This window comes from Methylomonas rhizoryzae (genome assembly GCF_008632455.1).
GTDB lineage: Bacteria > Pseudomonadota > Gammaproteobacteria > Methylococcales > Methylomonadaceae > Methylomonas > Methylomonas rhizoryzae.
In genome coordinates, this window is record NZ_CP043929.1 from 532,993 (window position 1) to 546,051 (window position 13,059).

A 13,059-nucleotide genomic window follows, 5' to 3' on the forward strand; every position below is an offset into this window, starting at 1 on the left:
TCTGACGAAGAAGGTATAGAAGCAATATGGCCTATTCTTTTACCGAAAAAAAGCGCATTCGTAACAATTTTGGAAAAGGCAGTGAAGTTCTGGATGTGCCTTATCTGTTGGCAACGCAGATCGATTCGTATGCCAGCTTCCTGCAACTAGGCGTACAGCCGGAAAAACGAAAAAATCAAGGGTTACACGCGGCGTTTTCCAGCGTTTTTCCGGTGGTGAGTCATTCCGGGTACGCAGTGCTTGAGTACGTAAAATACCGTTTAGGGGAACCTGCTTTCGACGTAAGAGAATGCCAGCAAAGAGGCGCGACATTTTCCGCACCGTTACGGGTATTAGTTCGTTTGGTTATCTACGACAAAGACGCGCCGGCTAACACCAAAGTCGTGAAGGACATTCGCGAACAGGAAGTTTACATGGGTGAATTGCCGTTGATGACGGAGAACGGTACCTTCGTCATTAATGGCACCGAACGCGTCATCGTGTCGCAATTGCACCGTTCGCCCGGAGTGTTTTTTGATCACGACAAAGGCAAGACTCACTCATCCGGGAAATTATTGTTCAATGCACGGGTAATACCTTACCGCGGCTCATGGTTAGACTTTGAATTCGACCACAAGGATGCCGTTTATGTGCGAATAGACCGCCGTCGAAAAATTCCGGCGACCATATTGTTGCGTGCGTTGGGCTACGACAACGAAGAGATGATTAATATTTTCTTCGACACCAATAAATTTTCATTGGCCCCGAATCGTTTTATGTTTCACGTCAAACCGGAGCGCTTGCGAGGCGAGATGGCGGTATTCGATATCAAGCACGATGGGAAGGTTTTGATCGAGGAAGGGCGGCGGATTACCGCAAAACACGTACGCCAGCTTGAAAAGGCCAACGTCACCGAAATAGAAGTGCCTAAAGATTATCTTTATGGAAAAATTTTGGGACACAACGTCGTTGATAAATCGACTGGCGAATTGGTAGCAAACGTCAACGACGAATTGACCGAATCCCTGTTGCAGAAATTAATTGACAACGACGTTAAAGAAATTAATACCTTGTATGTCAATGACTTAGATCGCGGTCCGTATATTTCAAACGCCATGCGTTTGGATACCACGACGAATCGTCTGGAAGCATTAGTCGAAATCTACCGGATGATGCGTCCGGGCGAGCCGCCTACCGTAGAGTCCGCGGAAAACTTATTCGAAAATTTATTTTTCACCGACGAGCGTTACGACTTGTCCGCTGTCGGCAGAATGAAATTCAACCGTCGCTTGGGCCGTGAAGAAATCGAAGGTCAAGGCACGTTAAGCAAAGAAGACATCATTGATGTTTTAAAGGAATTGATCAAAATTCGTAACGGCAACGGAACAGTAGACGATATCGATCATTTGGGTAACCGCCGGGTACGCTCGGTTGGAGAAATGATAGAAAACCAATTCCGGATCGGTTTGGTCCGCGTTGAGCGCGCCGTGCGGGAACGCCTAACGCTTGCGGACTCCGAAGGTTTGATGCCGCAAGAAATTATCAATGCCAAACCGGTTTCGGCGGCAGTGAAGGAGTTCTTCGGTTCCAGTCAGTTATCGCAGTTCATGGACCAAAACAATCCGTTGTCTCAAGTTACTCACAAGCGCCGCGTATCTGCGCTGGGACCGGGCGGTTTAGCCAGAGAGCGGGCCGGATTCGAGGTCAGGGACGTTCATACCACTCATTACGGTCGGGTATGTCCGATTGAAACCCCGGAGGGGCCGAACATCGGTTTGATCAACTCTCTGGCCGTGTACGCGCGCACTAACGAATACGGCTTTTTAGAAACGCCGTACCGCAAAGTTGTTAACGGTGTTGTAACGGATCAAGTCGATTACATCTCTGCCATTGAAGAGGGCGAATATGTCATTGCGCAATCCAGCGTAGCGGTAGACGACAACGGCAAATTGATCGAAGGTTTGGTTTCTTGCCGTTATAAAGACGAGTTTACCTTGGCGTCTTCCGATACTGTGCAATACATGGACGTCTCTTCAAAGCAAATCGTCTCGGTCGCGGCATCGATCATTCCGTTTTTAGAGCATGATGACGCGAACCGGGCGTTGATGGGCTCCAACATGCAGCGCCAAGCGGTACCGACATTGCGTGCGGAAAAACCGCTGGTTGGCACGGGTATGGAGCGTGTTGTTGCCAAGGACTCCGGTGTAACTGTCGTTGCAACGCGCGGCGGTAGAATCGAAGCGGTCGATGCCGCCAGAATCGTGGTGCGAGTAAACGACGAAGAAACCGTTGCCGGCGTTCCGGGTGTCGATATTTACAATTTGATCAAATACACCCGTTCGAACCAAAACACCTGCATCAATCAAAAGCCGCTAGTTAAGTTGGGCGATATCGTCAACAAAGGCGATATTCTGGCGGATGGTCCGTCGACGGACTTGGGTGAGTTGGCGCTTGGGCAAAATATGCTGATCGCGTTTATGCCTTGGAACGGTTATAACTTTGAAGATTCCATTTTGGTGTCGGAACGGGTGGTGAAAGAAGATAGATTCACCACTATTCATATAGAAGAGAAAACGTGCGTCGCTCGAGAGACCAAGCATAGTCCCGAGGAGATTACCGCCGATATTCCGAACGTCAGTGAAGAAGCGCTATCGAAACTTGACGAGTCCGGCATCGTTTACGTTGGAGCGGAAGTGAAAGGCGGTGACATTCTCGTCGGTAAAGTTACCCCGAAAGGCGAGACGCAACTGACTCCGGAAGAAAAGCTGCTAAGAGCGATTTTCGGCGAAAAGGCCGCAGACGTGAAAGATACCTCGTTGCGAGTGCCTAATAACGTGCGGGGAACCGTGATCGATGTTCAGGTATTCACCCGCGACGGCGTTAAAAAAGATAAACGGGCGTTGGAGATCGAAGACGCCGAAATCAGACGTTACCGTAAAGATCTGGACGACCAATTAAAAATCGTCGAGCACGACATTTTTGCCAGGGTTAAAGCAACTCTGAAAGGTAAAAAGGCGGAAAAGGGACCGAACGGTCTGAAAAAAGGCGAAGAAATCGTTGAAGCCTATATGAACGGCTTGACGAATTCCGAACTGCTTAAAATTAGGTCTCAAGACGAAGACGTCAATGTTTATCTGGAGACGATTGCAGAACAAGTCGAGCAACAACGTAAACAATTCGACGAACGTTTCGAGCAGAAAAAGAAAAAAATCACCATGGGCGACGACTTGGCGCCGGGTGTGTTGAAAATGGTCAAAGTGTATTTGGCGGTCAAAAAGCGCATCCAGCCGGGCGATAAAATGGCGGGACGCCATGGAAACAAAGGGGTCATTTCGCAGATCGTTCCGATCGAAGATATGCCCTATACGGCCGACGGTACTACCATCGATATCGTGTTGAATCCACTGGGTGTACCCTCGCGGATGAACGTAGGGCAAGTACTGGAAACCCATTTGGGATGGGCGGCGAAAGGATTGGGTATCAAGATCGGCAAGATGTTGGAGGCGCAAGCCAAGGTGATAGAAGTTAGGGAGCTTTTGGAAAAAATTTATAACTGCAGCGGTAGAAAAGAAGATTTAGCCGGCTTGTCCGACGCCGAAATTCTAGATTTGGCATCTAATTTGACCGAAGGCGTGCCGATGGCAACACCGGTATTCGACGGCGCTTCCGAAGAAGACATTCGCAGCATGTTGAGCTTGGCCGACTTGCCTGAACATGGCCAGACCGTTTTGTACGACGGCTTGACCGGCGAAAGGTTCGAGAGGGAGGTTACTGTCGGATATATGTATATGCTGAAATTAAATCATTTGGTGGACGACAAAATGCATGCGCGTTCAACCGGGCCTTACAGTCTGGTCACGCAGCAGCCACTCGGCGGCAAAGCCCAGTTCGGCGGCCAGCGCTTCGGTGAGATGGAAGTTTGGGCATTGGAAGCATACGGTGCCGCTTATACGCTGCAAGAAATGCTGACGGTCAAATCGGACGACGTTACCGGTAGAACTCGAATGTACAAGAATATCGTCGACGGCAACCATACGATGGAAGCCGGAATGCCGGAATCATTCAACGTGTTGGTCAAAGAAATACGTTCGCTGGGAGTCAATATCGAAATGGAACAGGAATGATCCCACGCTTGGGACGACTAAACACTGGACATTATCGATTTACATAAAAAGAGGGTACGCTCTTGAAAGATTTAATGAATTTTTTGAAACGACAAAACCGCTCCGATGATTTTGACACGATAAGAATCGGTTTGGCTTCTCCTGATATGATTCGCTCATGGTCTTACGGCGAAGTCAAAAAACCGGAAACGATCAATTACAGGACCTTCAAACCGGAGCGCGATGGGTTGTTTTGCGCAAAAATCTTCGGGCCGATTAGCGATTACGAGTGCTTGTGCGGTAAATATAAACGCCTGAAACACCGTGGGGTAATTTGCGAAAAGTGCGGCGTAGAAGTTACCTTGTCAAAAGTACGTCGCGAACGGATGGGGCACATCGAATTAGCTAGCCCGGTCGCACATATCTGGTTTTTGAAATCTTTGCCTTCCAGAATCGCGCTGTTACTGGATATGACACTACGTTCCATCGAAAGAGTGTTGTATTTCGAGACGTTCGTAGTCACCGATCCGGGCATGTCGCCGTTGGAGAAAGGGCAATTATTGTCCGACGAAGAGTATATGAACGCGGTGGAAGAACACGGCGATGATTTCGTCGCAAAAATGGGCGCCGAGGCTATTTACGATTTATTGAAATCCATCGATTTAAAAGAAGAAATCAATAATTTAAGGGAGGAAATCAATTCGACTTCCTCCGATACCAAAATCAAGAAATTTTCAAAACGCTTAAAAGTCATCGATTCGTTGCTCGCCTCTAACAATCGGCCGGAATGGATGATTATGCATGTTTTGCCGGTGTTGCCGCCTGAACTGCGTCCATTGGTACCCTTAGACGGGGGGCGTTTCGCGACTTCGGATTTGAACGACTTATATAGACGGGTCATCAATCGTAACAATCGCTTGACGCGGTTGTTGGATTTAAACGCCCCGGATATCATCGTTCGCAACGAAAAACGCATGCTGCAAGAAGCAGTGGATGCACTGCTGGATAATGGCCGCCGCGGCCGTGCGATTACCGGAAGCAATAGACGGCCGTTAAAATCCTTGGCGGATATGATCAAGGGCAAACAAGGGCGCTTCCGGCAAAACTTGCTCGGCAAACGGGTGGATTACTCAGGGCGCTCGGTAATCGTGGTTGGTCCGACGCTGCGGTTGCATCAATGCGGGTTGCCGAAAAAAATGGCGTTGGAATTGTTCAAGCCGTTCATCTTCAGCAAACTGCAAATGCGCGGTTTGGCAACCACCATCAAAGCGGCAAAGAAAATGGTCGAGCGCGAAGGCGCCGAAGTATGGGATATTCTCGAAGAAGTGATTAGAGAGCATCCGGTACTACTGAACCGTGCGCCAACCTTGCACAGGCTGGGTATTCAGGCGTTCGAACCGACTTTGATTGAGGGCAAGGCCATTCAGTTGCATCCTTTAGTATGTAGCGCCTTTAACGCCGATTTCGACGGAGACCAGATGGCCGTACATATTCCGTTGTCAGTGGAAGCGCAGCTGGAGGCGCGCACCCTGATGATGGCGACCAATAACATTTTGTCTCCGGCAAACGGTGAGCCGGTAATCAACCCCTCACAAGACGTGGTATTGGGTCTTTACTACATCAGCCGGGAAAAAGTTAACGCAAAAGGCGAAGGCAGCATTTTTTCCGATCTTGCCGAGGTAGGTATCGCACTAGACAACAAGGTCATTGAATTACAAAGTAAAATTGAAGTTCGAATCACCGAGAAAACAAAAAATTCCGACGGCGAACTTGAAGAGACAACCACTAGAAGAAAGACGACGGTAGGACGAGCGCTTATTTGGAACATCGTTCCGGACGGTATGCCGTTCGAGTTAGTCAACGTGGATATGACTAAGAAAAATATTTCGCGCTTGATTAACTATTGTTATCGTTATCTCGGAATCAAAGATACGGTGATTTTGGCCGACAAAATCATGTACTTGGGTTTCAAATACGCTACCCGGGCAGGCGTCTCGTTCGGTATAGAAGATATGGAAATTCCCGCTAAAAAGGCCGATATCATTCGTGCGGCCGAAGGGGAAGTCAGCGAAATTCAAAATCAATATGCGTCCGGTTTGGTTACCGACGGCGAGCGTTACAACAAGGTAGTGGATATATGGTCGCGCGCGAATGACCAAGTTGCCAAAGTGATGATGGAAGGCTTGGGTGAAGAAGATGCAATCGATTCAGCCGGTAAGACAGTCAAACAAAAGTCGTTCAACTCTATATTCATGATGGCGGAGTCGGGCGCTAGGGGTTCGGCAGCGCAAATAAGGCAATTAGCGGGTATGCGTGGATTGATGGCCAAGCCGGACGGTTCAATTATCGAAACGCCTATTACCGCGAATTTCCGCGAAGGCCTGGACGTACTGCAATATTTCATCTCGACCCATGGCGCACGGAAAGGTTTGGCCGATACGGCTCTGAAAACCGCAAACTCAGGCTATCTGACGCGTCGATTAGTCGACGTGGCGCAAGACTTAGTCATTGCAGAATATGATTGCGGAACCGAAAACGGCCTAACCATGATGCCTATCATCGAGGGAGGAGACGTCGTCGAGCCGTTAGTGGAAAGGGTATTGGGTCGGGTTGCGGCTTTGGATGTTACCGATCCGGGTAGCGATAAGGTGTTAATTCCAGCCGGTACGATGATCGATGAAAATTTGGTATCGGTCCTGGAAGAAAATGGTATCGATAAGATGGTGGTGCGTTCGGTGATTACTTGTCAATCGCGTCACGGAGTATGTGCCAAATGTTATGGCCGCGATTTGGGACGCGGGCATTTGGTGAATAGTGGAGAGGCTGTCGGTGTCGTCGCTGCACAGTCGATCGGCGAGCCCGGAACTCAATTGACCATGAGAACCTTCCATATCGGCGGTGCCGCGTCAAGGTCTGCAGCGATCAGTAATGTTCAAGTTAAGTCGGCGGGTAACGTTAAATTGAGCAATTTGAAGACTGTTAAAAACCGCGAAAACCATTTGGTCGCGGTGTCTAGATCCGGGGAAGTCGGGGTCATGGATGATTACGGACGGGAACGCGAGCGCTATAAGATTCCTTACGGTGCGGTTTTATCGATTGAGGACGGAAGCGAAGTTAAAGCTGGAGATATTATCGTTAATTGGGATCCGCACACCCATCCGGTAATCACCGAAGTGGACGGGGTCGTTCAGCTTCATGACTTTATTGACGGGGTAACCGTTCAGGAGCAATCGGATGAGGTGACAGGCTTGACCTCGCGGGTGGTTACCGATCCTAAGCAAAGGAGTTCCGCCGGTAAGGAGCTTCGCCCTATGGTGCGTTTGATCGATGAAAATGGTGGATTGATCAGTTTGCCGGGTACCGACATTCCAGCACAATATTTTTTACCGGCCGGCGCAATCGTGGGCGTAAAAGATGGTGCGGAGGTAAAAGTTGGTGACGTACTGGCTCGGATTCCGCAAGAGTCCAGTAAAACCCGCGATATTACCGGTGGCTTGCCGCGAGTAGCCGATTTGTTTGAGGCAAGAAAAACAAAAGACCCGGCTATTTTGGCAGAGGCGACCGGTATGGTTTCCTTCGGGAAGGAAACCAAAGGAAAGCAGCGCGTCATTATTACCGATGCTGACGGGGAGCAGCATGAAACCTTAATCCCTAAATGGCGGCATATTACGGTGTTTGAGGGGGAGTTTGTCGAGAAAGGGGAAACAATTGCTGAAGGCGAACTGACACCACACGATATTTTACGTTTAAGGGGCGTCGAAGAGCTCGCGGACTATCTGGTCAAGGAAATTCAAGACGTTTATCGCTTGCAAGGTGTGAAAATCAACGATAAGCATATCGAAGCGATAATCCGCCAAATGTTGCGCAAAGTAGAAATTACTGCATCCGGCGACACGGATTTTGTTAAAGGTGAGCAGGTTGAAAGGACGTTGTTGAACGCAGTTAACGAGAAGGTTGAAAAAGAAGGGCGTATTCCGGCAAGTTACGAGTCGTTGCTGCTTGGTATTACTAAAGCTTCTTTAGCAACCGAATCGTTTATTTCCGCGGCCTCGTTCCAGGAGACCACTCGTGTGTTAACGGATGCGGCGGTAAGAGGGATCAGCGACAACTTGAGCGGTTTGAAAGAAAACGTCATTGTCGGACGGTTAATTCCAGCGGGGACAGGTTTGGCCTATCACGAACAGCGTCGGAAACAAAGAAAAGGCGATGCAGCAGCTGAATCGGAATCCTCTATGAGTGCTGCTGAAGCTGTCGATGTCGAGGAAGCATTAAAGCAAGCGTTGAATATTGAGTAATACGTAATAAATGCTTGACCGATGTCTAACTAAAAGGTAACATGATCAGCTTACCTGAAATAGGTTGGCATGATTGACGAGTGAGCCCGCAATAAGCGGGCTCCGTAGCAAAACAATTGTATCGGAGTAAATAATGGCCACGATCAATCAGTTGGTCCGTAAGCCTCGTGCGAAAAAAATAGAAAAAACCAATGTTCCCGCTTTGGAGGCGTGCCCTCAAAGACGCGGAGTCTGTACGCGTGTATATACTACAACGCCTAAAAAGCCCAATTCCGCACTGAGAAAAGTTGCTAGGGTTAGATTGACCAATGGTGCTGAGGTTAGTAGTTATATCGGCGGCGAGGGGCATAACTTACAGGAGCACTCAGTGGTCTTGATTCGTGGTGGCAGGGTAAAGGATTTGCCGGGTGTGCGCTATCACGTAGTGAGAGGTAGTTTGGATACATCGGGTGTTAAAGATAGAAAATGCGGTCGTTCCAAGTATGGGGCGAAGAGACCTAAGAAATAAAGAAAGGTTAACGGCAAATGTCAAGAAGAAGGGTGGCGGCCAAGCGCACAATTAATCCGGATCCGCGTTTCAGTAGTGAAATGCTATCAAAATTCATGAACATGATTATGCAAGATGGTAAAAAATCCGTTGCTGAAAAAATTGTTTATGGTGCTCTGGATGTAATTGAGGCTAAGGGGCATAAAGAATCTTTGGAGTTGGTGGCTAAGGCATTGGAAAACGTTCAGCCAAGGGTAGAGGTTAAGTCCCGCCGAGTTGGTGGCGCTACATACCAGGTGCCTGTTGAGGTGCGCCCTGCTCGCAGGGTGGCACTGTCCATGCGGTGGCTGATCGATGCGGCGCGAAAGCGTAACGAAAGAACGATGGCGGCAAAGTTGGCCGGAGAATTACTGGATGCGTCCGAAGGGCGTGGTGCGGCGGCTAAAAAGAGGGAAGATACCCATAGAATGGCTGAAGCCAATAAAGCGTTTGCTCATTACCGTTGGTAATTAGTTCATCGTTGATTTGAGGGAGTAAACCAATGGCTAGGCAGACCCCTATAGAGCGCTATCGCAACATAGGGATAATGGCCCATATTGATGCGGGTAAAACGACGACTACTGAAAGAATATTGTTTTATACGGGCGTTTCCCACAAGATTGGGGAAGTCCACGATGGTGCGGCAACCATGGATTGGATGGAGCAAGAGCAAGAGCGTGGAATCACAATCACATCTGCCGCTACTACATGTTTTTGGTCTGGGATGGATAAGCAACGCCCTGTTCATCGGATAAATATTATAGACACGCCCGGGCATGTTGATTTTACGATCGAAGTTGAAAGATCTTTACGTGTATTAGATGGGGCGTGCGCTGTTTTCTGTGCCGTAGGTGGGGTAGAGCCGCAATCCGAGGCGGTATGGCGTCAGGCCGATAAATATCATGTTCCGCGACTGGCGTTCGTCAATAAGATGGACAGAGTTGGTGCGGATTTTTTGCGTGTCGTCGAGCAGATAGAGAATCGGTTAGGTGCGGTTGCTGCGGTGATGCAGCTGCCGATAGGTGCGGAAGAGTCTTTTTCTGGTGTGATTGACTTAATAAAGATGAGGTCTATCTATTGGGGTGAAGAAGATTTGGGAGTCGATCCTAAAGAGTCCGATATACCTGAAGGGTTAATGAAGTCCGCTCAAGAATACAGGGAGCGCTTAGTAGAGCTGGCGGCTGAGGCAAATGAGGGGTTTACGGAAAAATACCTTGAAGAGGGAGTGTTATCCGAGCTCGAAATCAAAGAAGGAATTAGATCAAGGGTTTTGAAAGGAGGGATTGTGCCGGTGTATTGTGGTGCAGCCTTTAAAAACAAAGGTATACAGTGTCTCCTTGATGGAGTGTTGGATTTTTTACCTTCACCCGCTGACTTACCTCCTGTTGGCGGTGTTTCAACAGACTCGACTGTGCCTGTTGTCAGAAAAGCGGATGACGAGCAGCCTTTTGCTGCGCTGGCATTTAAGATTGCCTCAGACCCATTTGTGGGTATTTTGACGTTTGTCAGGGTGTACTCTGGGGTTCTAAAGGCTGGCGAAGTGGTGCTTAATGCTACGAAAGGCAAGAGAGAGCGAATTGGTCGGCTTGTCCAGATGCATGCAAATAGCCGGGAGGAAATCTCGGAGGTTCGGGCGGGCGATATCGCTGCGGCGATCGGGCTGAAAGATGTTGTGACCGGGGATTCGTTTTGCGCTATGGATGCCCCGATTTTGCTGGAAAAAATGGAATTTCCTGAGCCGGTTATTGCGATAGCCCTGGAAGCTAAAACTAAAGCGGATGAAGATAAATTAGGTGCGGCATTGGCTAGGCTTGCTCAAGAAGATCCGTCGTTTAGAGTGGCTATAGACGCGGAATCAGGGCAAATTATTATTTCAGGGATGGGGGAGTTGCACTTAGAGATCATTGTAGATCGATTAAGACGCGAATTCGGCGTCGCTGCAAATGTTGGTGCTCCTCAGGTTGCTTACCGGGAAACGATAAGTGATGCAGTGCAATGCGAAGGGAAATTTATCAGGCAGACTGGTGGCAAAGGACAGTATGGCCATGTGGTTATCCGGCTTGAACCAAAATTACGCGGAGAAGGTTATTCATTCTTTAGCGAGATAGCGGGGGGGGTAATTCCGAAAGAATTTATTCCGGCTATTGATAAAGGTATCCAGGAGCAAATGGAAAATGGCATAATAGCCGGCTTTCCTGTGGTGGATGTAAAGGCGAGTTTAATAGACGGGTCGTACCACGAAGTCGATTCGAACGAAATGGCGTTCAGAATTGCCGGGTCGATGGCTTTTAAAGAGGGGGCTGAAGCCGCTCGGCCGGTTCTTCTGGAGCCGTTGATGAAAGTAGAAGTTGTAACCCCAGATGAATACATGGGAGACGTGGTAGGCGATTTAAACAGACGACGCGGAATCATTCACGGTATGAATGATGTTTTGGCCGGTAAGTCAATAGAGGCCGAAGTTCCGCTGGCGGAAATGTTCGGTTACGCCACTGACCTGCGATCCGCGACGCAGGGGCGTGCCACGTACAGCATGCATTTCGAAAAATACAACGAAGCGCCTGTAAACGTCGCTAATGCGATCATTAAAAAAATGTTTTGACTATTGGTAAATTTTAGGTAACGACTCATGGCTAAAGAAAAGTTTGAAAGAAAGAAACCGCACGTAAACGTCGGCACGATTGGTCACGTAGACCATGGAAAAACCACGCTGACAGCGGCGTTGACAAAAGTCATGGCGGAAGCCAACGGCGGTGAAGTCAAAGCCTTCGATCAAATCGACAACGCACCTGAAGAACGCGCGCGCGGCATCACGATTTCCACTTCGCACGTCGAATACGAATCCACTACGCGCCACTACGCGCACGTAGACTGCCCGGGACACGCCGATTACGTCAAAAACATGATTACCGGCGCGGCGCAAATGGACGGTGCTATCCTGGTTTGTTCGGCAGCGGACGGTCCGATGCCGCAAACGCGCGAACATATCTTATTGTCCCGCCAGGTTGGCGTGCCTTACATTGTCGTATTCCTGAACAAAGCGGATATGGTAGACGATGCCGAATTGATCGAATTGGTCGAAATGGAAATCCGCGAATTGTTAAATCAATACGAATTCCCGGGCGACGACACCCCGATTATCGTGGGTTCTGCGTTGAAAGCGTTGGAAGGCGACCAAAGCGAAATCGGCGTGCAATCCGTGATCAAATTGGTAGAAGCCCTGGATACATACATTCCGGAGCCTGAGCGTGCAATTGACGGCAAATTCCTGATGCCTATCGAAGACGTATTCTCGATTTCCGGCCGCGGTACAGTCGTTACCGGCCGTGTCGAGCGCGGCATTATCAAAGTCGGCGAAGAGGTTGAAATCGTCGGTATCAAGGCAACTATCAAAACCACCTGCACCGGTGTGGAAATGTTCCGCAAATTATTGGATCAGGGGCAAGCAGGCGATAACGTCGGCGTGTTGTTGCGCGGAACCAAGCGTGATGAGGTTGAGCGCGGTCAAGTGTTGGCACACGTCAACTCTATCAAGCCACACTCGCACTTTAAAGCGGAAATTTACGTCCTGTCAAAAGACGAGGGTGGACGGCATACCCCATTCTTTAACGGTTATCGGCCACAGTTTTACTTCAGAACCACCGATGTAACGGGCGCGGTAGAATTGCCTGAAGGCGTAGAAATGGTGATGCCGGGTGACAACATTTCCGTCGAAGTGAAATTGATAGTGCCTATCGCTATGGATGAAGGCTTGCGCTTCGCGATCCGTGAAGGTGGTCGTACCGTGGGCGCGGGCGTTGTGGCTTCTATAATCGAGTAATAGCAATGGCGAATCAAACTATCCGCATTCAACTGAAAGCATTCGATCACAAGTTAATTGATCAATCGGCCGGTGAAATCGTTGAAACAGCTAAACGTACCGGTGCCCAAGTCAAAGGGCCTATACCCTTGCCGACCCGGAAAGAACGGTTCACGATATTGATATCGCCGCATGTTAATAAAGATGCGCGTGATCAGTATGAACTGCGCACCTACAAAAGGCTGTTGGATATAGTAGAGCCAACAGATAAAACAGTTGATGCGTTAATGAAGCTTGATCTCGCCGCTGGCGTAGATGTTCAAATCAAGCTGAAATAAGCAAAAATAGAGGAATCGACAG

General features: G+C 49.0%; 7 protein-coding genes. All 7 read left to right on the forward strand.

Going from position 1 to position 13,059, the window contains the following annotated elements; all coding sequences use genetic code 11:
* The first annotated feature begins 26 nt into the window (after positions 1-26).
* Positions 27-4,103, forward strand: coding sequence for a DNA-directed RNA polymerase subunit beta (gene rpoB, locus F1E05_RS02465; RefSeq protein ID WP_150046442.1), 4,077 nt, complete (start codon positions 27-29; stop codon positions 4,101-4,103).
* A gap of 74 nt (positions 4,104-4,177) precedes the next feature.
* Positions 4,178-8,377, forward strand: a complete 4,200-nt coding sequence (gene rpoC / locus F1E05_RS02470; protein ID WP_150051744.1) for a DNA-directed RNA polymerase subunit beta' — start codon at positions 4,178-4,180, stop codon at positions 8,375-8,377.
* Positions 8,378-8,510: 133 nt separating this feature from the next.
* Complete coding sequence (gene rpsL / locus F1E05_RS02475; RefSeq protein ID WP_013820393.1) at positions 8,511-8,885, forward strand: 30S ribosomal protein S12; 375 nt, start codon at positions 8,511-8,513, stop codon at positions 8,883-8,885.
* A gap of 17 nt (positions 8,886-8,902) precedes the next feature.
* Positions 8,903-9,373, forward strand: a complete 471-nt coding sequence (gene rpsG, locus F1E05_RS02480) for a 30S ribosomal protein S7 (RefSeq protein ID WP_150046444.1) — start codon at positions 8,903-8,905, stop codon at positions 9,371-9,373.
* A 32-nt stretch (positions 9,374-9,405) separates the two neighbouring features.
* Positions 9,406-11,502, forward strand: coding sequence for an elongation factor G (gene fusA / locus F1E05_RS02485; RefSeq protein WP_150046446.1), 2,097 nt, complete (start codon positions 9,406-9,408; stop codon positions 11,500-11,502).
* 27 nt (positions 11,503-11,529) lie between these two features.
* Positions 11,530-12,720, forward strand: a complete 1,191-nt coding sequence (gene tuf, locus F1E05_RS02490) for an elongation factor Tu (protein WP_150046429.1) — start codon at positions 11,530-11,532, stop codon at positions 12,718-12,720.
* Between the two features lie 5 nt (positions 12,721-12,725).
* Complete coding sequence (gene rpsJ / locus F1E05_RS02495) at positions 12,726-13,037, forward strand: 30S ribosomal protein S10 (protein ID WP_013820389.1); 312 nt, start codon at positions 12,726-12,728, stop codon at positions 13,035-13,037.
* The last annotated feature ends 22 nt before the right edge of the window (positions 13,038-13,059 follow it).

Coding starts and splice junctions, on each gene's coding strand:
- rpsG (WP_150046444.1), top strand. CDS start 8,903: ATGTCAAGAAGAAGGGTGGCGGCCAAGCGCACAATTAATCCGGATCCG.
- tuf (WP_150046429.1), top strand. CDS start 11,530: ATGGCTAAAGAAAAGTTTGAAAGAAAGAAACCGCACGTAAACGTCGGC.
- fusA (WP_150046446.1), top strand. CDS start 9,406: ATGGCTAGGCAGACCCCTATAGAGCGCTATCGCAACATAGGGATAATG.
- rpsL (WP_013820393.1), top strand. CDS start 8,511: ATGGCCACGATCAATCAGTTGGTCCGTAAGCCTCGTGCGAAAAAAATA.
- rpoB (WP_150046442.1), top strand. CDS start 27: ATGGCCTATTCTTTTACCGAAAAAAAGCGCATTCGTAACAATTTTGGA.
- rpoC (WP_150051744.1), top strand. CDS start 4,178: ATGAATTTTTTGAAACGACAAAACCGCTCCGATGATTTTGACACGATA.
- rpsJ (WP_013820389.1), top strand. CDS start 12,726: ATGGCGAATCAAACTATCCGCATTCAACTGAAAGCATTCGATCACAAG.